The following is a 21,282-nucleotide window of genomic DNA, read 5'->3' on the forward strand; positions in this document are numbered from 1 at the left end:
CGATTTTGCAGCGAATGTTAAAATCGGTGTCGGCTACGCCGGGATTAATGTCGGCTGGCACAACCACATTTCGGGATGTCACCGAGCACTTCTTTGCCTAAATGCGAATGCCTGACCTGCAGCTGGCCCTGCTGCCACTGGCCGCTGAGATCGGCCCGCTTGTCCAGCAGGCGGTTTAGCGCCTCGGTCACCAGCAGATCGCCGCGCGGTGCCCAGCTGGTCAGGTGCCAGGTGGATGAACCGGCATCATCACTGTCATTGAAGCCCACCACGCCGATATGCACGCCCTGACCAAAATCCCGGATTGCCTGAATCGCGCCGAACGCCAGCAGATCGTTTTCACATAACAGCGCATTAATGCGTTCTGACGCCCGGGTCTGTTTCAGGTAGGCGGTCATTGCCTGCCACGCCAGTTCGCGGTCGTTGTTGCCGGCAATCAGCACCCTGTCCAGCCGTTTATCCGCCGCCGTCAGGCTGTCGACAAAACCGGCCATCTGTCGCAAAGGCGTTAAAGCGCGGTCTTTCCCCTGCATAAAGCCGAAACGCTGATAGCCTTGCGACAGCAGCAATTTTCCGCTCTCAACGCCCGCCTGATAACCCCCGGCCGCAACCACCGACTCCTCACCCTCGCTCGCGCCGCCAAGCTGGACGACGGGAACGCCGGGAAGAAGATCGCCCGCCACCGACTGCGCAGTGCCGTCGGCAGTGAGGAATACCAGTCCGACGGGTTCGAGGCCTGCGGCTTTTTGCATCAGAGATGGCGTGCGGTCCGCAGAACGGGCGTTGAGCAACAGCGGCAGATACCCGCGCAGATCCAGCTGCCGGGTGACTTCGTCCAGCATTTTCAGGGTCCAGGGATTGTTGAATCCCTCGATGACCACGCCAATAACGCCGGCGCGCTGGCCGCTTTTTTGCTGCTGCTGGGGCTTATCCGTCATGAGTATTTTCCCGCTTATCAGGCTGATTCGGTTGAGAGAATTAACAGGCATTCGCGCTGTTAAGATGGCGCGATCTGTCATCAGCATGACGCAAAGTCCGGTAGCTGTCACCGTCGCGAAGCGACATCTGCAACACAGATCGTCTGATAAAATGCATTTACACATTTAAATTTATAAATATAATGGCCCGGCAAATTATTCTCAGAAAACCGGAAGCTTTATGAATCGTCCTACCCTTTTTTCCCCGCTTCAGCTTGGCGGCTTCACGCTGCGTAACCGTATTGCCTTGCCGCCGTTAACACGCTGCCGCAGCGAACAGCCTGGCAACATTCCTGGCGAGATGATGGTGGAATACTACCGTCAGCGCGCCACCGCCGGCTTTATGATCACCGAAGGGACGCAGATTGAGCCGCGTGGACAGGGCTATGCCTGGACGCCGGGGATCCACAGTGAACCGCAGATCGCCGGATGGAAAAAGGTCACCGAAGCCGTACACCAGCAAGGCGGCACGATCTTCTGCCAGCTGTGGCACGTGGGCCGCGTCTCGCATACTGCGCTTCAGCCCGGCGAACAGCCGCCGGTGGCACCTTCTGCGGTCACCGCCACCGGCGTTCGCGTGTTTATCGAAACCGGGCCGGGCGAAGGCATGTTGACGTCGCCCAGCGATCCCCGCGAACTCAGCACCGACGAAGTGAAAGAGATTGTCGGGCTGTATCGTCAGGCGGCAGTCAATGCGCAGGCCGCCGGATTTGATGGCGTGGAGCTGCACTCTGCCAATGGCTATCTGATCAATCAATTTATCTCTGAACACACCAATTTCCGCTGTGATGAGTACGGCGGTTCGCTGGAGAACCGGCTGCGCTTCCTGAAAGAGATTGTCGAAGCGGTCAGCGAGGTGTTTGGTAGCCAGAAAGTCGGCGTGCGTTTTGCGCCGCTGTTTACCAGCACCGACGAAGAGCGCGTCTATTTAGGCCTGGTTGAAAGCGATCCGCAAGCGACCTATATCGCTGCGGCCGGCATGTTGAATGAACTGGAGATTGGCTATCTGTCGATTGCCGAAGCCGACTGGGATAACAGCCCGGATCTGCCGGTCAGCTTCCGCACGGCGCTGCGGGAAACCTTCCACTGGCCGATCATGTATTCCGGCCGCTATACCCGCGAGAAAGCCGAAAGCATTCTGCAAAATGGCTGGGGCGATCTGTTTGGATTCGGCAGAACCTTTATTGCCAACCCGGACTTACCGGCCCGCTTTGCGTCGGATGTTGCGTTAAACCCGGTGGATGCGTCCTCGCTGTATGGTGGCGGCGCTAAAGGGTATACTGACTACCCGGTTTACCGCTCCTGATTGTTTGTGAGGCTGCATGTCCCCTGAAAGCGCCATGAAATTACTGTCCAACCCGACCCGGTTGGCGGTGTTGCAGTGGCTGAAGAACCCGCAACTGGCCTTTGCAGGCTATAGCCAGCTCTATGACTATGACCTGTACGGGGTGTGTGCCAGCCTTATTCAGGACAAGGCCGGCTTATCCCAGCCGGCCACCTCGCTGTGCCTGAAAGTCTTGTTTGAAGCCGGACTGCTGGAAGCCAGTAAGGTCGGAAAGTGGACCTATTATCGCCGCAATGAAACGCGCGTTAATGACGTGCGCGAAAGCCTGGTCGGCTTTCTGCAGGATTTATAACGCCGTCGCATCACCCTGCGGTTCATCCCGATCGCTCAACCTACTGACGGCGAATTAGCGCGTAATCATCGGCTTAATTCAGCCAGCCGTGGATTTTGTAACAGGCGGCGCCAGGCGCTTTCCACTGCGCCCGGCAGCTCAACCGCGCCAATAAATCCTTTACCGTTCGGGCCATAACCGTGGACATCATCCTTCAGGCGGACCATTTCCCCCAGAATCATCGACAGATAGCGCTCCAGTGACCAGATCCCGCCTGATCCCGGCGCGCCGGTAATGGTGAGTTGCGAATCCACCCTCGTCAGCACGGGGGTAAATACCGGCCAGCTCAGGCATTCAGCCTGCACGCCCTGCTGTTGCCACTGATGTAAATAGGTGGCTTTGGTGCGTCGCTGCATCAGCGGATCCTGCACCAGCAGATATCTGGCCGGAACCTTCCCGGCCTTTTGCAGAAAATTAAGGCTGAACAGCGCGTTTTCGCCACAGTTTCTCGAACGGTTTTCATTCAGCACCTGCTCTGGCGGTAAACCAAAAGCCTGTATTGCCATCGCTTGCAGCAGATCGCCCTCCCCGCCGGGCAGCGCAGCGAATTGCTGATAACGCCTGTCTGCGGCCAACGCCGCGCGCAGCAGCTCGGTGGAGTGTCCCTCGCCGCCGCTGAGCAAAAGAGGAATGCCGCGCTGACTGGACAACGCCATCGCCCCTTCAATTTCCGGGAGGATGGCATTACCTGCGAGGATAATAAGTTGAACGTCGTCGATCTCCCGTTCCGCCAGATCGTTTTCCGCCAGCCAGTGGGACAACAGATTGAAATCATCGACTTCATAAACGCTGAGTTGCATTAAAAACTCCTTATTAAAAGCATTACAGGTCAGGCAGAGTCAGATAAATTTACCTTAATGGAAAGCCTCCGCAGGAAAATTCGGAAATCATGCCATGAAACGCCAGCCAACCCTTCCGGGGCTTAAACGCCCGATGAAGCTCAGTACCTCCGTCAGCCTGATGGTCAGCGCGGTGATTGTCGCCGTCTTACTGGCCGTCCACTTTTTCTATTTCCTGCAGATAAGCCAGGTCACTAACAAAGGCGTCGAGGATAAAGCATTGGCGGTGGCGCGGACGCTGGCGGATTCGCCGGATATTCATCGCGGACTGCTGTTACCGCCGGACAGCAACGTGATTCAGCCGATCGCTACCGCCGTGTTGCAGAGCAATGACCTGCTGTTTGTGGTGGTCACCAATATGGCCGGCATTCGCTATTCGCATCCCAATAAAGACGCCATTAATCACCACTTTATTGGCGACGATTTGCAGCCCGCGTTGCTGGGCAAAGAGAATGTTTCGATCAACCGCGGGCAGTTAGTGCAGGCACTGCGGGTGTTTACTCCGGTGTTTGATGCTGAACACAAGCAGATTGGCGTGGTGGTGATTGGCATCTCGCTAAGTGAAGTGGCGGATCAGATTAACCAGAGCCGCTGGAACATCCTGTGGACCGCCCTGTTCGGCATCCTGGTTGGCGCTATCGGCACCTGGCTTTTAGTAAAAGCCTCCCGACGGATCCTGTTCGGCCTGGAACCGTACGAAGTCTCTGAGCTGTTTGAACAGCGTCAGGCCATGCTGTATGCCATCAAAGAAGGGGTGATCGCCGTGGATATCAACGCCCAGGTGACGTTGATTAACCATGCCGCGCGCAAGCTGTTCCGCGAGACCGGCATGCCGCAGGCGCTGGAAAGCGAAATCATTCAGAGTATTCAGGCCACCGGCGCGCTGATTATCAACCTGCGTGAAGTGCTGCGCAGCGGAAAACCGCAGCGGGATGAAGAGATCCTGTTCCGCGGTCGGGTTTTGCTGTGCAACACCATGCCGGTGCTGAAAGGCGGCGTGATGATTGGCGCGATCTGCTCTTTCCGCGATAAAACCGAAGTGACCCAGCTGACCCAACGCCTGAGCGGCATGGTTAACTATGTGGACGCGCTGCGTCAGCACTCCCACGAGTTTATGAACAAGCTGCATGTGATCCTCGGCTTATTGCATATGAAAAGCTATGCGCAGCTGGAAGAATACATTCTGAAAACCGCCAATAACTACCAGACCGAGATTGGCTCGCTGGTGAAAAAAATCCAGTCGCCGGTGATTGCCGGCGTGCTGCTGAGTAAATTAAACCGCGCGGCGGACAGCGGCCACCAGCTGATCCTCAGCGAGGACAGCTTCCTGCCCGACAGCGGTAACGAACAGCAAACCTCGGTACTGGTCACCGTGCTCGGCAATCTGATTGAGAACGCCTTTGATGCGCTGGCGCAGCAGCCTGATGGCGAAGTCAGCGTGCTGCTACACTATCAGAACGGCTGGCTAAGCTGTGAAGTCAGCGATGACGGCCCCGGCATCCCGGCAGAACAGCTCGATGCGATCTTTGAGCACGGCTTTTCGTCGAAGGGTGAGCAACGCGGCGTAGGTTTATTCCTCTGCAAGCAGCAAATCCAGAGCCTTGGCGGCGAAATTATTGTAGAGTCCGACCCTGGGGTTTATACCCAATTCTTAGTACAACTGCCGTGGGATGGAGGAAACCGATCCGCATGCTAAATGTGTTAGTCGTCGATGATGATGCGATGGTGGCAGAGCTGAACCGCTGCTACATTGGCCAGATCCCGGGATTTGCCTGCTGCGGCGTGGCGTCAACGCTGAAACAGGCCAGAGAAATGGTGCTGCACAGCGAACTGTCGGTGGATTTGATCCTGCTGGATATCTACATGCAGCAGGAAAACGGGCTGGATTTACTGCCTGAACTGCGGGCGGCCAGGCGCAATATCGATGTCATCGTCATCTCTTCCGCCGCCGATGCCCAGACCATTCAGCAATCGCTGCATTACGGCGTGGTGGATTATCTGATCAAGCCGTTCCAGTTCTCACGCTTTGAGGAGGCGCTGACCGGCTGGCAACATAAGAAATCGCTTAAGGACCAGCATCCGTGGTATCAGCAGACCGATGTCGATGCCCTGCTGCACGGCAATCCGCCGGACGTCACCGAAGCGCACCGTCTGCCAAAAGGCTTAACGCCGCAAACGCTGCGCACGCTGTGCCTGTGGATTGACAGCCATCATGACAGCGAGTTTTCAACCGACGATCTGGCCGCCGCCGTGGCCATTTCCCGCGTGTCCTGCCGCAAATACCTGATCTGGCTGGCGCAGCGTAAAATCCTCTCCACCAACCTGCATTATGGTTTAACCGGCCGGCCGGTTTATCGCTACCGCCTGCAGGCGGAACATCGCGAGCTGTTAAAACAGTTTTGCCAGTAGCCTTAAACGGCGTGAAAATCCGCGTCCAGCAGCGTGAAGCTGAACTGCCGCTGGGAAGAGCAAATCACCTGGCGGTCGCGGGTCACAAAAACGGCTTCGATTTCGGGTGTGTTTGCCAGATAGTCGAGGCCTTTTTTAACGCCCATTCCGTACAGCAAGGTGGTGTAGATATCCCCGTCGATGGAGTCCTCAGAGATCACCGTCACGCTCAGTAATTCGTTATCCAGCGGATAGCCGCTGGCCGGGTCCAAAATGTGATGGTAGCGCTTGCCGGCCAGCTCGAAATATCGCTCGTATACGCCGGAGGTCACCACCGATTTGCCGCTGACGGTGATCACCCCAATCAGTTCTTCCGGCGCGCCAAACGGCTTCTTCAGGCCGATGCCCCAGCCCGGCGCCTCGCTATCCGGCGTTCCGCCCAGCGTCTGCACGTTGCCACCCAGATTGATCAGCGCATGTTCAACGCCCTGCTGACGTAAAAAATCCCGTACCCGATCGGCAATATAGCCTTTGGCGATGGCCCCCAAATCGATCTCCATCCCGCGCTGTGGTAGAAACACCGAACGGGCCGCTGGGTCGAGGATCACCTGCTGCGGATTGGTCAGCGGCAGCAGCGCCTGAAGTTCTTCCGCCGGCGGCACGCTGTCGCCGTGAAAACCGATCTTCCAGCGTTTAACCAGCGGGCCGATGGTGACGTTAAACAGGCTTTCCGGTAATACGCTGACCGCTCTGGCGCGGGCGATCAGGTCAAACACCGGCTGGCTGACCACCACCGGTTCGACGCCGGCGGCATGGTTGACCGACATCACTTCCGACTGCGGCCGGTTGACCGTCAGCAAAATCTCCTGCTGCTTAATCACTCTGAACACCGCGCCGGCCAGCGCTTCATTATGATCAAACAGTTTGAGAAGGATCGGCGACCCCATCAGCACTGCGGAGTAGGAATAGACGTGGGTGTCAGATGACATGCTGCGCTCCTGCTTTCTGCCCAGATAGGGCTGACATTGTGCCACGGCGCATCATTTTCTGCTGGTTTTTGCCATCCGCATCGCTGGGCGATCGATAGCCGGTGAGGCTTAAGATTGTTTTATCAGGGTTAACATCTGCTTATTCACCGCTACGCCTTCACGCCAGCAGTAAGTAAAGAATAAAATAACTCAGCAGATAGCCGGCAAGTATTATGCACAGTACTTCCCCTTCGCCTGATTCTTTTTCAGTCGACCGCAATTCTGTGGAATGATTCCGCGACCGGTAAGGTTCCGGATACTCCGCTGAGCGTTTTGTCATATATTTCACCACGCGTAAAGGTTAATAACCTAATAAACCAGACTTAAGGTAAATCAGAAGCTGTAAGTAATGGCGGCGATGGCGGTAAATTCATTCCGGCGATAAACAATCGGGCTGTCATCCGCCTTATCACCCAGCCAGGTATAATTACCGATCAGCATGCTGCCCCACTGCGCGCTGTACTGATGATTCCAGGTCAGGCTCGACTGCATGCCGTAGAAGCCACCGCCGGTGTGATAAGTTGCATAGCCGCTGCGCTCGCTCTGCTGTGGGTTAACGCCATAAAAGGTATTGTTGTAGCGGGCATCGCCAAACAGCGCCGCCGTCTGTAACGCCACCGTGTCGGTGCTGGTCTGCCAGGGCAGCAGCGTGACGGAGCCCTGATACTGCACGCCCTGCGAATCCGTCAGCGGTAAGGTGGCCTTACCTTCAACGGAAAACCACGGCGTGGCCTGCCAGCCAACGGCGATCGCCGTATTGGCCACCGCGCTGATGTTGCCCATGCCCTTCAGCTTATCGGAGCCATCCCGCCAGAGATTGTTGTCGTCTGACCGCCCAAGGTTGTAGCCCAGCGTGTGTTCCAGATAGAGGCCATTATCCGCCTGCAGGTCGTAGCCCAGACCTTTTTGCGAATCGAAGAAAAACGCGCCGTCGCGCGCCTGCACCAGCGGAACAACCTGCCACTGACGCTGGTCGGAACCGCTGTAACGCGGCGTATTCACCGCGCCGATGCCCACCATCAGGCTGGGATCGGCCGGTGCAGCCTGATCGGCTCGTACTGACGCGCTCTGGGCAATTAACAGCAGGGAGGCTAAAGGCCACAGTCTATTTATCGGCTTCATCACAATTACTCATGTCGGATTTTCTTACCCTGACTCAGGGTCCCTGGAATGAGCGGATGATGAGCGCACGTTATCAACATACGGTCGGTTATTTATTAAGAACGTGTCAAGACCGACTTATTTCACAGAAAAATAGTGCTATTGATGGCGATTGTTTTGTTGTACTCTGCTTTTAATTTCAGGAAATAGTTTTACCAGCAGCCGCTTAATACAAATTAAATGACCATTACATTTTATTTAATGCGTGACGTGTTGATAAGTAAATTATAAATACGCCAATATTATATTGGCAGATGATTATCAAGAAAGAGTCAAGGTGCAGCGATGCAGTCAAAAAGAATTCTGATCGTTGAAGATGATGCGGATGCCGCCAGCGTGCTGGAGGCCTATCTGAAAAGGGACCATTTTGAGGTCGCCATTGTCGGCGATGGGCTGCGCGCGCTCGATGTTGTCGCCCAGTGGAAACCGAATCTGATCCTGCTGGACGTGATGTTGCCCGGCCTGAATGGCACCGAGGTGCTGGCTGCGCTGCGGCGAAAAAGCCACGTACCGGTGATTATGGTCACCGCGATGGGCGAAGCGCATGACAAGATTGGCGCGCTGCGTTACGGCGCCGATGACTACGTGGTCAAGCCCTACAATCCCGGAGAAGTGGTCGCCCGCGTCCACGCCGTGCTGCGGCGCGGCGTCCCGGCGGCGCTGGCGGATGAGCGGCTGCGCTGGAACGGGCTGGAAGTCGACAGCGAATCGATGACCGCCACGGTGGGCAGCGAAGCGGGCCGCGCCCTGCTGGACCTGACGCCGACCGAATTCTGTCTGCTTACCACCTTAATGCAATCCCCTACCCGTGCTTTTTCACGCCTGCAACTGCTGGAAAAATGCCTGCCGGACAGCGAAGCGCTGGAACGGGTGGTTGATACCCACGTTTATAATCTGCGCAAAAAGCTGGAGCTGGCGGGCATCAGCGAAGTGTTGATCAATGTGCGTAGCGTCGGCTACCGGTTCAGACAGCCATGAGTAAAATTTCCCATCAGTTTCTATGGCGCTGGATCTGTATGCGCATCCTGGCGCTGGCGATTGGCACCATCGTCATTATCGCGGCGTTAATGTGGCTGCGGTTTGCGCTGGAAAATATGTGGATCATGCAGCGGATGTCACCGGCACTGAAGCAGGAGTTTCAGATCCTCCTTCACAACCCGACCCTCAATCCTGCCCGCTTCCATCAGATTATGGACGATCGCTGGGGGCTGCAGTATTCGGTGCCCTCTATCGCCTCGCCCGACTGGATTGCGCTGGGGGTGATGATCGTCATTATGATCCCGGTGATCACCCTGGTCGGTTTGCGTATCGCCCGGCCGTTATCTGCACAGTTTGGCAGCCTGGTGCTGGCCGCCGGCGCGGTGGCACGCGGCGAATTTGCCACCCGCGCGGCACAGATAAAAAATGCCCCGACCGAGCTGGTACGGTTTACCGCCGACTTTAACGCCATGACCGCCCAGCTGGAGAGGTACGATCGTGAGCTGCAGGCGTCGCACGTGGCGATGGCCCATGAACTGCGCTCGCCATTAACCGCCGCCATCGGCCGGATGCAGGGCATGCTGGATGGGGTTTTCCAGCCGGAGCCTGAGCAATTGCAGATGGTGATGAAGCAGTTACAGCATCTCAGCCGCTTAACCGATGAGCTGCACCTGCTCTCACTGGCGGATGCCGGGCAGCTGGTGTTGCATCATGAGAGCCTGGATATCACCGAGCTGCTGCACGAGCGGGCGAACTGGCTGACGCCGCAGGCGGAAGCGCTGGGCATGGCGATCGTCATCAGAGAACAGGCCCCCTGCATGATCACCGGAGACGCCTTCCGTCTGGCGCAGGTGTTCACTATCGTGATGGAGAATGCCCTGCGCTATGCCGCCGAGGGCCGTTGCCTCAGCGTGTGGCTGGAAAGCCAAGGCGACCGGCAATCGATCTGTTTTAAAGATCGTGGCCCGGGAGTGGCAGAAGACTTTCTGCCTTCGCTGTTCGACCGCTTCACCCGGGCCGATTCCTCACGGGCGCGGCATTCGGGCGGCAGCGGTCTGGGTCTGTCGATTGCCCGCGCCATCTGTCTGGCGCACGGTGGCGAGGTAGTTGCAACGCTGCCGGACGACGGCGGCCTGCTGATAACGGTTATGCTTCCCATCGACCGGGATAAAAGTGCGCAATAAAGTCAGAAATTGACCCCATCTTGATAAAACATACGGCGATTCTGGACAGGTGGTCCTGAAACTGACGCGATTCAGTTTCAGGACGATGACCATGACCGCGTTGATTATCCCTTTCGTCAGACAAACACTGCATGCCCTGGCCGTGAGCCTAAAAAACACCCTGCTGGTTATCCTGCCGGTGACCTGTTCACTCTGCGGCTGCGGCGAAAAATCCCCGCTGCCGGTCGCGCCTCCGCGCCCCGTTCGCTTCATCCTGGCCCCCGCTCCCGAGTCGGGTGTGTCACTGAGCCAGACCGGCGAAATACGTGCCCATGATGAAATCACGCTGGGCTTTCGCCTTGATGGCAGGATCACCGCCAGAGCGGTGGACGTTGGCGACCGGGTGCACGCCGGACAGTCGCTGGCGACCATCGAAAGTGAGAGCAGCCATAATCAGCTGCTCAGCGCCCAGGCAGACGTTGAAAGTGCCGCGGCTGCCGAACATCTGGCCGCCCTCAGCCTGAAGCGAATGACGCTGCTGATGCCGCAGGGCGCGATTGCCCGCGTCCAGCTGGATACCGCGAAATCAGACTGGCAGTCCGCCGCCGCCCGACTGAAAAGCAGTCAGGCAGCCCTCAGCAATGCCAGAGAAACCCTGTCATGGACCACGCTGAACGCGCCGGAAGACGGCATTATCACCGGCGTCAGCGCCTCTGCCGGACAGGTGGTCAGCGAAGGCCAGACCGTGGTGACGCTCGCCACCTCAGGCAGCCGCGATGCCGTCTTTGATGTCGCCGACCCTCACCTGTTCAGCGCAAACGCCAGCACACCGTTGCTGATCACCCTGCTTGCCGATCCGGCGGTTCAGGTCAGCGGATCGCTGCGTGACGTCAGCCCGCAGGCCGATGCGCAAACCCGCACCTGGCGCATCCGCGTCACCCTGAACAATCCGCCGGACGCGATAGCGTTGGGAGCCAGCGTACTCGGCCAGATAACCCTGCCGGGACAGTCTGCCATCCGCCTTCCGGCGTCGGCGCTGACCCGTTCTCAACACGCCGCCGCGCTATTCGTGGTCGATCGCCACACCCAGACCGTGCACCTGCGTCCGGTGGTGGTCGACCGCTTCACCGTGGACGCGGTATGGGTGAAATCCGGCATCGCACCCGGTGAGGCGGTAGTGACCGCCGGCGTCAGTCATCTGCGCGATGGCGAGAAAGTCAGTGCTGGGGAGCCGAATCCATGAATACCAAATTCAATCTTTCACGCTGGGCGCTGAGCCACCAGCAGCTGATGGTGTTTTTTATGCTGTTAATCATGGCTGCGGGCATTATGAGCTTTGAGCAGCTGCCGAGAAACGAAGATCCTGCTTTCACCATCAAAACGGCGGTGATCGGTGCGCAGTGGCCTGGGGCGACGGTCACGGACATGGTCAATCTGGTGACCGATCCGCTGGAACAAACGCTGCAGGAGATCCCGCATCTGGACTATGTCGAAAGCGAAACGCGTGCCGGTCAAACCACCCTGTTCGTCAACCTGCGCGATGACACGCCGCCCAAAGCGGTGGCGGATATCTGGTATCAGGTCAGAAAGAAGGTGCAGGACCTGACGCCTTCCCTGCCTGATGGCGTCAGTACCCCGGCGGTCAACGATGAGTTCGATGACACCTGGGGCACTATTTACGGCTTTACCGCCGAGGGGTTTAGCCCGCAGGAGTTGCGCGACCGGGTTGAAACGGTTCGCCGCAGCCTGGCCAGCCTGACGGACGTGGGCAAAATCCGGCTGATCGGCGTTCAGGAACAACAGATCACCGTGGCCTTCTCGTTGCATAAGCTGGCGGGAATGGGGATCACTGCCGATCGGGTGGCGGACGCGCTGAAACAGCAGAATGCCGTGGTTTCAGCGGGCACCTTAAGGACGCCCAGTGAAAATATCGCGCTGAGGGTCAGCGGAGCTTTTACCTCAGAACAGAGTCTGCGCCAGGTGACCTTGAATATCGCCGGTCGCTATATCCCGCTGGCGGATATTGCCAGCGTCACCCGTGATATCGCTGACCCGCCTGCGCCGGCATTTCGCGTAAACGGTGAGCCGGCGATAGGGCTGGCCATTTCCATGGCCGCTGGCGGCAATATGCCGGCATTCGGCAAGGCGCTGAATCAGCGGATGGCGGCGATCCAGCAGCAGCTGCCGCACGGCATTGAGGTGGTGCGGGTTGCCGATCAAAGCCAGGTGGTGGTTCAGGCAATTGGCAGCTTTGTCCGGGTGCTGCTGGAAGCGATCGCCATCGTGCTGGCGGTGTCTTTCCTCTCGCTGGGAATGCGGGCAGGCCTGGTGGTGGCGGCCGCCATCCCGCTGGTGCTGGCCCTGACCTTTATCGGTATGCAGCTGGCGGGGATCGGGCTGCAGCGCATTTCACTGGGTGCGCTGATCATTGCCCTCGGCCTGATGGTCGATGACGCGATGATCGCCGTGGAAACCATGGTCACCCGTCTGGAAGCGGGCGACAGCCGCTGGCGGGCGGCGACGGTAGCGTTTGAAACCACGGCGTTTCCGATGCTGACCGGCACGCTGGTGATGATCAGCGGCTTTATCCCGGTCGGTTTTGCCGCCTCTGCCGCCGGGGAATACTGTTATTCCCTGTTCGCAGTGGTGCTGATTTCGCTGCTGTGCTCCTGGGGCGTGGCGATACTGTTTTCACCCTTGATCGGCAGTTGGATGTTGGCCGAATCCCTGCACGGGCACGTCAGAAAAGAAGGCAAACTCATCGGCTGGTATCGCGGAATTCTCCAGCGCGTGTTGCGCCACCGCCTGCTGACCATTGGCATCACGCTGTGCCTGCTGGGCCTTTCAGCGTGGGGAACCACCTTTATGCAGGGCGAGTTCTTCCCGGCCTCCGATCGTCCCGAGCTGCTGGTCAGCCTGAACCTGCCCGCTAATGCCTCTCAGGCGGAGACCGCCCGCAGAACCCGCGATCTGGAAGCCCGGCTGAAGGGCAATCACAACGTCGATCGATTCAGCAGCTATATTGGCGGCGGCGCGATCCGCTTCTATCTGCCGATGGACGTGCTCAACGACAATGAAAATACCGCGCAGCTGGTGGTGGTGGCGAAAGACCTCGCCGCCCGCGATCGCCTGCGCAGCCAGCTACAGGCGATGCTGAGTCAGCACTTCAGCGATATCACCACCCGCGTGTCGCCGCTGGAGCTGGGGCCGCCGGTGGGCTGGCCGGTTAAATACCGGGTGACGGGACCGGATAACGACACCGTCGGCATCTTTGCCCGTCAGCTGGCGGAAGTGATTGGCAAAAATGCCCTGACCCGCGACGTGAATCTGACGGCAGGTGAGCCCGAGCGGGTAACCAACCTGCTGGTTAACCAGACTGCGGCGCGGGCGGCGGGTCTGTCTTCGGAAAGTCTCGCCGACGGGCTGAACACTTACTGGTCAGGTAAGCAGGTCACCACCTTGCGTGAGGGTAACCGTCAGCTTGGCGTGGTGCTCCGCGGCAGCGACAGCGATCGGCAGGACCTGGCGGCGCTTTCCGGGATGCTGTTTACCAACAGTCGGGGAGAGAAGATCCCGCTGGCCCAGGTGGCAACGCCACAATGGCTGGTTGACGATCCGGTTATCTGGCGACACCAGCGGCTGCCGTTTATTACCGTGCAGACCGATGTGGCACCCGGCGTCCGGGCTGAAGCCCTGTCGGACAGCCTCGCACCGGCTATTGACCGATTCCGCACCTCGTTGCCCTCGGGCTATAGCATCGAAGAGCTGGGCACGGTGGCCGAATCAAACAAAGGCAACGGCTCGATCTTTGCCGTGCTGCCGGTGACGCTGGGCATCATGCTGGTGCTGCTGATGGTGCAGCTGCAGCGCTTTTCACGGCTTTTCCTGGCGCTGCTGATGGCACCCTTTGGCCTGATTGGCATCGTGATGGCGATGCTGCCGTCGGGCACGCCGATGGGGTTTGTCGCCCTGCTGGGGGTGATCGCGCTGACCGGGATGATCATCCGCAATGCGGTGATCCTGATCAGCGAGGTGGATAACAATACCCGCGCCGGCATGGCGCATGATGCCGCGATCATTGCGGCGGCGCTGAACCGTTCACGTCCGATTATGCTCACCGCCTGCGCGGCGATCCTCGGGATGATCCCGATCTCCCATCAGGTTTTTTGGGGTCCGATGGCCTGGGCAATCACCGGCGGACTGTTAGTGGCGACGGTGGTGACGCTGACCGTGCTGCCGGCTTCGATGAGCCTGGTGATGCAGACTGAGGTTGATTAACCGCGCAGAGTAGGTAGACTGGTCTACCTACTTTTATTCACGAGGTGACTTATGGCTGGCCTGCCTGTGGGTTCTGAATCCGCCTATGAAAAGCTGCTCAACGCGGCACGCGTCCTGTTTTATAACCATGGCGTCAACGGCACCGGCATTGATGCCATCATCAAGCGGGCTGGGGTGGCCAAAAAGAGCCTGTACAACAACTTCGCCTCAAAAGATGAGCTGGTGGCCACCTACCTCCGGGTGCGTCATGACGAGTGGCTTTCGCTGTACAAAAACCGGGTGGCCAGCGCCATCACCCCGCGCGACCGGGTGCTGGCGGTGTTTGCTGCCTATGAGGATCACGCCGAATTTGCCTATGAAAATGGCTTTCGCGGCTGCGGGCTGCTGAACGCGGCGGCCGAGCTGCCGGCCGGATCGCCGGGACGTCAGGCGGTGCGTGAACACAAGGAAGAGGTCGAGGCCATTCTGACCGCGCATCTGAGCGATTTGCTCGGCGGAGACGCCGGTGCTGCCGGTGAAATGGCCCGGCATTTTGCCTTTCTGCTGGAAGGCAGTATCTCACGCGCCGGGCTGGAAGGCCGCAGTGACTGCGTTACCCAGGCCGCCGCCATGGCGGGCAAAATGATGGAGGCCTGTTAATGCTGTCATCCGGACAACGACTGGGCGGTACGGCGGGCGTGCTGATTGCGGCGATCCTGTGGGGCACCACCGGCACCGCCGCCACCTATGCGCCCGGGCTGAGCCCGCTGGCGGTGGGCGCGGTAGCAATGGGGATTGGCGGACTGCTGCAGGCGCTGATTGCTGCGACCACGATTATTCGTCAGCGCCGCCTGATAGCCCGACACTGGCCTTTTCTGTTGACCGGTGCCCTCGCGGTCGCGGTCTATCCCCTCGCCTTCTATACCTCAATGCGCTATGCCGGGGTGACGGTCGGCACGGTGATCTCCATCGGATCTGCACCCCTGCTCTCCGCGCTGATCGAAACCCGTCTTGACGGACTGCGCCTGACAAAGCAGTGGGCGATCGGCGCCTTGGTTGGCGTGGCCGGCATGGCCTTGCTGTGCATGGCGGAAAGCGGCGGGCACGGTGCCGGCAACGGCTACGCCATGGCGGGCATCGCTTTGGGACTGCTGGCCGGCTTTACCTATGCCCTGTATTCGTGGTCAGCGCGGCGGTTAATGCAGCGCGGCGTGCTGCCCCGCGCGGCGATGGGTGCCACATTTGGTGCCGGGGGTCTGCTGCTGATGCCGGTATTGCTGCTGACCGGCGCGCCGCTGCTGGCCGCCTGGAATAATGCTGCGGTTGGGATATATATGGCGCTGGTGCCGATGTTTATTGGTTACGTCTGCTATGGCTACGGGCTGGCACGCATTCCCGCCAGCATGGCCACCACCATCACCCTGCTGGAACCGGTGGTTGCCGCGCTGCTGGCGGTGGTGCTGGTCGGAGAAAGGCTGCCGTTTTATGGATGGGCTGGCGTCACATTAATCGTCGCCAGCCTCGCGGTGATCACCATGCCGTTAAGCGTGCTACGCTTCCCTGCGGGCAGACGCCGATCGGAAAGGGTCTGAGGCGATAACAGGCAGCTAAGGGTAACTGAATGGCACAATTGCGTATTGCGCGCTATGCACCGGGTGATGAGCGCGGGTTAATCCCAATGATTTTGCATATCCAACGTGAGGAGTTCGGCATCGACATCTCGGCTGAGGATCAACCCGATTTGATGCAAATCCCGTCATTTTACCAGTGTGGCAGCGGTGACTTCTGGGTAGCACGGATGGCGGACGCGGTGATTGGCACCATTGGTCTGAAAGACATCGGTAACAATATGGCGGCCTTACGCAAGATGTTCGTGGCCGCCGCCTGGCGAGGACGTGAACTGGGGATTGCCCGCCAGATGCTGGCGCTGCTGATTGAAACCGCTAAACAGCGCGGGATCAAAACGATTTATCTCGGTACCACCGACAGGTTTCTGGCGGCGCATGCCTTTTATGAAAAGCACGGTTTCAGCCTGGTCAGCCAGCATGATTTGCCCTCAACATTCCCTTTAATGGCGGTCGATACGCGGTTTTATGCCCTGCACCTGTGAACGGCATAAATTTATTGATGAGTGGGATACCTGCCAACGAGGTTGGCAGGCTTAATTTCGCTCAGGAGAAATTCTCCAGCACCGAGATAAAGGAGTGCCGATCGCCCTGCCCTTCGGTCAGGTGGACCCGGCCTTCAATATCGGCAAGATGATGGTCCATCAGCTGCTGAGCCTTGGCCAGATCTTTCGCTTTCAGCGCTTTGACAATCATCCGGTGATGATCGGCACCGCAGTCGTCGGTGTGCTTCTCTTCATACAGCGCCATCACCAGCGACAGCCGCGCCACGATTTTAGACAGCATTTCGGTTAACACCGAATTGCCGGCCATTTCCGCCAGTACCAGATGGAATTTCCCGGACAGCACGGTTTTGGATTTTTCATCGCCATGTTGATGGATATGCTCTTCCTCATCGGTGAGCTTTTCCAGATAGTCCAGCTGGTCCCTGGTAGCCCGCTGCGTCACCAGCTCCAGTAAAATGCCTTCCAGCTTGCGGCGCGCTTCAAACAGGCTTTGCGCTTCCTGGATCCCAGGCTCGGCAACAAAGGTCCCGCGATTGCGCTTTCTTTCCAGCAGGTGATCGCTTTCCAGAACACCCAGCGCGCCGCGCACCACGGTGCGGCTGACGCCGAAATGCTCGGCAATCGCTTCTTCCAGGATCTTGCTGCCCGGTTTCAGCGCGCCCTCGCCGATGGCGCTGGCCAGCGTAATGCGAATGCGCTCGGACACATCATCAGTCACGTCGCCCGTCGCGGCCTCTTTTCCGGTTGCCGCTGCCCCCCGGCTGCGCGTAGTTTTCATGCTTTTCTCCCTAATCTTGCGATGAGCACACCCACCGCATTTGGTCTTCAGACCCACCGCCGCCTACTATCTCCGTAATACAATCCCTGCGCAACGTCTCAATTTAAGATGATGCCCTGTTCCGCACAGAGAGACCGGATATGGTCGGCAGAGCTGCGGATCGCGCTGACGGCCTGGCGGTAACCGTAAGGCTGATGCTGATAGGTGGGATAACCGTAGTTGGCCGACTCATAGCCTTCCCAGTCGGCCACTTCGCCGGCCTGCACGCGCAGCTCGTAAGCGTCCAGCATCGCCATATAGGCGTCCAGCTCTTCCGGCGTTAAATCAGGATGGCCGGCGCGCCACAGCGGATCGTTAATCTGGATGCACTGGCGCGGATTGGCCTTGCGCGGCTTATCATCCGATGACTGCGCAATTTCCAGCGACAGGTTAACCTGCGGATTAGCCTGCGCCAGCAGCGCCAGAATGGCGGAAAAGTCGACGATGCCGGTACCGCACGGACGCGGCTGGAAGTCCAGGCCGCCGGGTGCCCGGCCAATATAGGCATCTTTAATATGCGTCTGTCTTACCCACGGCGCCAGTCGGCGCGCGGCCCAGACCGGATGTTCCGCACGCTGCAGCATGTTGGCGGTATCCAGCACCACGCCGACGCAATCCTCACCCACCGCCTCAATTAAGCGCAGGATCTCAAACGAGGTGATCTCGTCATGGGTTTCGATATTCATATGCACGCCGTTGGCGCGAGCCGCCGGCGCCAGCTTGCGCAGCACCTTTTCCATCGCCAGCAGCTGATCGTCCCAGCTTACGTCGGTGCGAAAACGATCGACCGCCAGTCGGCCAGGGTAAGCCGGTTTGAAGTTGCCCGGCGACACCCACAGCTCTTGGCAGCCAATGGCCGCACCGGCCTCAATCATCCGGGTTAGGCCAGCGATGATGTCACCGTTACCGATATCGCGCAGCTCCGGGGACTCGGCGCTGCAATAAGGATTGATTTTGCCGAGGCCACTTTCGAGATACAGGCCGAGGCTGTCGGCCTTGTCGCGGATCGCCCGCAGCTCGCCGGCATCCAGCGTGGGACTCATATCCAGCAGGGTGCTGAAGAAAACGCCGTCCAGGCCCAGCTCGACAACGTGGTCGAGACTCGCCAGCGGGCCGCGCTTTTTAACTTCCGGTAGCTTTAAACCATCAATGCCTAATCTCATCAGGGGAATTCCTTTATTGGGGACTGTCTGATTTGCTGTGCAAGCGGTATGCCAGGCATAAACGCATCGGGAGTAACTCACTGATTAACAGTAATAAAAATTTAATAATAAAGTTTCGAATCTACATTATACAAAAATAAAAATTAATCACCAAACAAACGGATCTCAACAGGCCATGCGCCGTCACTCCTTGCTGCACAAGGCCTGATAGCCGATACGCGCCCTGAATCCCCCTGCTTACCCTCAACTTTGCTTCTGCCTTTGTGCCGTTTCCTGGGCGAATCTGCACCATTTTGATGAAACTTCCGCACCAAAAAAGTGACCTTTCATTGTCAAAAACTGTAGAATATTTCGTATTACATAGTTTCGCATATATTTACGAACGTAATTTCGAAAATAATAATCATTTAAATCATAAGATTAGGATTTATTCCGCCGCGTAACGCGTGGTTGGCATGTCGCTTGCAATTTTCCTGTCATCTCGGTTCTTTATTTAGCGTCTCAGCACCAGGGAAGCACTATGTCAACTATGCCTAAAACATCAGAACGCAAGCGGCTCAGCGTTCAGGGTCTTACCCATAGCTACGGCGGCAATAATGCGATCAGCGACATTGCCTTCACCATTGAACCCGGCGAAATCGTGGCGTTACTCGGCCCGAGCGGCTGCGGGAAATCCACCGTGTTGCGCGCCATTGCCGGACTGATTCAGCCCAAAGCCGGAAAGATTGAGCTGGGAAATCAGAACCTCGCGGCCGTGTCGGCCAGGGCGCGCGGCATTGGCATGGTTTTCCAGAACTATGCGCTGTTCCCGCATCTGACGGTGGCCGAGAACATTGCCTATCCGCTGGCGTGCCAACAGGTGCCCCGCGCTGAACGCAAGGCGCGCGTGACGGAGATGCTGGAGCTGGTGCGGCTCGGTGAGTACGCCAACCGCCTGCCGCGTGAACTGTCGGGTGGCCAGCAGCAGCGCGTTGCGGTTGCCCGTGCCATTGCCGGCCGTCCATCCCTGTTGCTGCTGGACGAGCCTTTCGGTGCGCTTGACCGCGCGCTGCGCTTCGATCTTCAGGTTGAGCTGCTGCATCTGCAAAAGAGCCTGGGCATCACCACGCTGATCGTGACCCACGATCAGGAGGAAGCGCAAAGCCTGGCGAACCGTCTGGTGCTGATGAATAAGGGCAACGTTGAACAGATTGATACGCCGATGGCGGTTTACGATCGCCCGAAATCGCTGTTTGTGAATACCTTTATCGGCCAGACCAACCAGCTGCCGGGCGAAGTGCTGCGTTTTGAGGGTGACACCACGGTGATTGGCCTGGCGGATAACAAATTTCTGCGTCTGCCGCGCCGGCTCAATTTTACCCTCGGTTCCAGGGTGGTGATTACCTTCCGTCCTGAAGAGGTGCAACTGACCGAACACCCCGGCGACAACCGCCATCCGGTGACCTTAACCGTGTCGGTGCCATTGGGCCCGGTGCTGGTTCACGACCTGTCGCTGGACTGCGGTACCGGTTTGCGTGCCTCGCAGGTGCGTGGCCCCGGTACGGCTATACCGCTTCCCGGTTCTCAGCTGTTTGCTGAAATCGATACCACTCGCTGTCACGCCTTCCCGGCTGAACCGCAACCCGTTAGTTAACACCAGGAGTGAACAACATGAAAGACTTTGAAATCAGTCGTCGTCGGTTCGGTCAGCTTATCGCGGGCGCAGCGGCCACTTCCCTGCTGCCGCTGTCATTTCGGGCGTTGGCTGCGGGCCAGCAGACTGCGGTTGCCGCCACCTTTCCCGGCAACTGGGAAGATGCCTATCGCAACGTGCTGACCCCGATCATGAGCAAATCGGGTTTTGGCCTGACCATTGCCCCGGCGATGGCGCAGGATCAGCTGGCAAAAGTGATGGCCAGCCCCGGCAATCCGCCGTATGACGCGCTGCTGATGTCGCCAGGCCAGATGGATATTGCGGTTAAAAACGATTTGATCCAGAAGATCGATCCGTCACGGCTGAAGAACTGGAACCTGCTGGACAAAAGTTTCCAGGGCGAATATGGCCCAACCGTCACCGTGGAAGTGAACGGTATCGCGTATAACCCGGAGATGGTTCCGCGTCCCGCCGGTTATGCCGACCTGTTTACCGATCCAAAATATAAGGGGCTGGTCTCCTGGACCGGTTTCGCCTCTAACACGGCGGTCATGGCCTACACCGAAATTGCCAAAATTTACGGCACCGGCCCGAATGATATGGCGGCGGTGTTCAAGCTGTTTAAGGAACATCCTGAGCAGTTTGCCAGCATTGTCGACAGCACCAACCATCAGATGACCCTGTTCCAGCAGCAGGAAATCGCGGTGTTTATGTGCAGCACCAGCAACGTTGCCCGCCTGAAAAGCCTGGGTATGAAGGCCGAATTTGTCCACCCCGTCACCGGCTCACCGGCGGCACCGGTCAATATCCATATGACCAAAGGCACTAAAAATGCCGACGCCGTGTATGCCTATATGGATGCCGCCATTTCAAAAGCCGCACAGGATCAGTTCAAGATGCCGCCGGCGGAAATGTTCCCAACCAACAAAGAGGTTGAGCTGACGCCCTCCATTTCGGCCTACGTCACCCGCGCCGAGCTGCCGAAGCTGGTCTACCCGGACTGGGCGGCAATTAATCAGAATCGCGATGCGTGGATCCGCGAGTTCGACACCCTCGTAGCGGGATAAGGTG

General features: G+C 58.2%; 19 protein-coding genes. 13 read left to right on the forward strand and 6 right to left on the reverse strand.

Annotation, left to right across the window (positions count from 1 at the left end; genetic code table 11):
* Positions 1-44: 44 nt before the first annotated feature.
* Positions 45-938, reverse strand: coding sequence for a substrate-binding domain-containing protein (locus tag AC0IXH_RS08270; RefSeq protein ID WP_346594811.1), 894 nt, complete (start codon positions 936-938; stop codon positions 45-47).
* A 220-nt stretch (positions 939-1,158) separates the two neighbouring features.
* On the opposite strand from AC0IXH_RS08270, the gene AC0IXH_RS08275 reads away from it, so the two are divergent.
* Both AC0IXH_RS08275 and AC0IXH_RS08280 read left to right on the forward strand, forming a co-directional pair.
* A complete protein-coding gene (locus AC0IXH_RS08275; RefSeq protein WP_471720313.1) occupies positions 1,159-2,283 on the forward strand; it encodes an alkene reductase in 1,125 nt (374 codons plus the stop codon).
* A gap of 16 nt (positions 2,284-2,299) precedes the next feature.
* On the forward strand, positions 2,300-2,614 hold the full coding sequence (locus AC0IXH_RS08280; RefSeq protein WP_471720314.1) for an ArsR/SmtB family transcription factor: 315 nt from the start codon (positions 2,300-2,302) through the stop codon (positions 2,612-2,614).
* 65 nt (positions 2,615-2,679) lie between these two features.
* Here the strand turns inward: AC0IXH_RS08280 and AC0IXH_RS08285 are convergent, their stop codons facing one another.
* Positions 2,680-3,453 carry a YdcF family protein gene (locus AC0IXH_RS08285; protein WP_471720315.1) on the reverse strand — a complete coding sequence of 258 codons (774 nt, stop codon included), beginning with the start codon at positions 3,451-3,453 and terminating at the stop codon, positions 2,680-2,682.
* 94 nt (positions 3,454-3,547) lie between these two features.
* Here AC0IXH_RS08285 and AC0IXH_RS08290 point away from each other — a divergent pair, with 94 nt between their 5' ends.
* On the forward strand, positions 3,548-5,188 hold the full coding sequence (locus AC0IXH_RS08290) for a sensor histidine kinase (protein WP_471720316.1): 1,641 nt from the start codon (positions 3,548-3,550) through the stop codon (positions 5,186-5,188).
* Positions 5,182-5,901: a two-component system response regulator DcuR gene (dcuR, locus tag AC0IXH_RS08295; protein ID WP_013201781.1), complete on the forward strand. Its 720-nt coding sequence runs from the start codon at positions 5,182-5,184 to the stop codon at positions 5,899-5,901. The genes AC0IXH_RS08290 and dcuR overlap by 7 nt, the downstream gene beginning before the upstream one ends.
* Positions 5,902-5,903: 2 nt before the next feature.
* Here the strand turns inward: dcuR and AC0IXH_RS08300 are convergent, their stop codons facing one another.
* Both AC0IXH_RS08300 and AC0IXH_RS08305 read right to left on the reverse strand, forming a co-directional pair.
* Positions 5,904-6,869 (reverse strand): FAD:protein FMN transferase, encoded by a 966-nt coding sequence (locus AC0IXH_RS08300; protein ID WP_013201780.1) that lies wholly within the window; start codon positions 6,867-6,869, stop codon positions 5,904-5,906.
* A gap of 372 nt (positions 6,870-7,241) precedes the next feature.
* Positions 7,242-8,030 (reverse strand): MipA/OmpV family protein, encoded by a 789-nt coding sequence (locus AC0IXH_RS08305; protein ID WP_471720317.1) that lies wholly within the window; start codon positions 8,028-8,030, stop codon positions 7,242-7,244.
* 324 nt (positions 8,031-8,354) lie between these two features.
* Here AC0IXH_RS08305 and AC0IXH_RS08310 point away from each other — a divergent pair, with 324 nt between their 5' ends.
* From AC0IXH_RS08310 to AC0IXH_RS08340, 7 genes are all read left to right on the forward strand, one after another.
* Entirely contained in the window at positions 8,355-9,047 is a 693-nt protein-coding gene (locus AC0IXH_RS08310) for a response regulator (RefSeq protein WP_013201778.1), read from the forward strand.
* Positions 9,044-10,231, forward strand: a complete 1,188-nt coding sequence (locus AC0IXH_RS08315) for a sensor histidine kinase (protein WP_471720318.1) — start codon at positions 9,044-9,046, stop codon at positions 10,229-10,231. The genes AC0IXH_RS08310 and AC0IXH_RS08315 overlap by 4 nt, the downstream gene beginning before the upstream one ends.
* A 91-nt stretch (positions 10,232-10,322) precedes the next feature.
* Positions 10,323-11,453, forward strand: a complete 1,131-nt coding sequence (locus tag AC0IXH_RS08320; protein ID WP_471720319.1) for an efflux RND transporter periplasmic adaptor subunit — start codon at positions 10,323-10,325, stop codon at positions 11,451-11,453.
* Positions 11,450-14,488 carry an efflux RND transporter permease subunit gene (locus AC0IXH_RS08325; RefSeq protein WP_471720320.1) on the forward strand — a complete coding sequence of 1,013 codons (3,039 nt, stop codon included), beginning with the start codon at positions 11,450-11,452 and terminating at the stop codon, positions 14,486-14,488. The genes AC0IXH_RS08320 and AC0IXH_RS08325 overlap by 4 nt, the downstream gene beginning before the upstream one ends.
* Before the next feature lie 51 nt (positions 14,489-14,539).
* Complete coding sequence (locus tag AC0IXH_RS08330; protein ID WP_134823929.1) at positions 14,540-15,127, forward strand: TetR/AcrR family transcriptional regulator; 588 nt, start codon at positions 14,540-14,542, stop codon at positions 15,125-15,127.
* Positions 15,127-16,059: a DMT family transporter gene (locus AC0IXH_RS08335; RefSeq protein ID WP_471720321.1), complete on the forward strand. Its 933-nt coding sequence runs from the start codon at positions 15,127-15,129 to the stop codon at positions 16,057-16,059. The genes AC0IXH_RS08330 and AC0IXH_RS08335 overlap by 1 nt, the downstream gene beginning before the upstream one ends.
* A gap of 29 nt (positions 16,060-16,088) precedes the next feature.
* Positions 16,089-16,577: a GNAT family N-acetyltransferase gene (locus AC0IXH_RS08340; protein WP_053145412.1), complete on the forward strand. Its 489-nt coding sequence runs from the start codon at positions 16,089-16,091 to the stop codon at positions 16,575-16,577.
* A gap of 61 nt (positions 16,578-16,638) precedes the next feature.
* Here the strand turns inward: AC0IXH_RS08340 and AC0IXH_RS08345 are convergent, their stop codons facing one another.
* Complete coding sequence (locus AC0IXH_RS08345) at positions 16,639-17,376, reverse strand: GntR family transcriptional regulator (protein ID WP_013201771.1); 738 nt, start codon at positions 17,374-17,376, stop codon at positions 16,639-16,641.
* A 98-nt stretch (positions 17,377-17,474) separates the two neighbouring features.
* Entirely contained in the window at positions 17,475-18,578 is a 1,104-nt protein-coding gene (locus AC0IXH_RS08350) for a sugar phosphate isomerase/epimerase family protein (RefSeq protein ID WP_013201770.1), read from the reverse strand.
* 520 nt (positions 18,579-19,098) lie between these two features.
* Here AC0IXH_RS08350 and AC0IXH_RS08355 point away from each other — a divergent pair.
* Both AC0IXH_RS08355 and AC0IXH_RS08360 read left to right on the forward strand, forming a co-directional pair.
* Positions 19,099-20,211 (forward strand): ABC transporter ATP-binding protein, encoded by a 1,113-nt coding sequence (locus AC0IXH_RS08355; protein WP_471720322.1) that lies wholly within the window; start codon positions 19,099-19,101, stop codon positions 20,209-20,211.
* Positions 20,212-20,228: 17 nt separating this feature from the next.
* Positions 20,229-21,278, forward strand: coding sequence for an ABC transporter substrate-binding protein (locus tag AC0IXH_RS08360; protein ID WP_471720323.1), 1,050 nt, complete (start codon positions 20,229-20,231; stop codon positions 21,276-21,278).
* The last annotated feature ends 4 nt before the right edge of the window (positions 21,279-21,282 follow it).

The sequence above is a fragment of the Erwinia sp. AC075 genome (genome assembly GCF_979253995.1).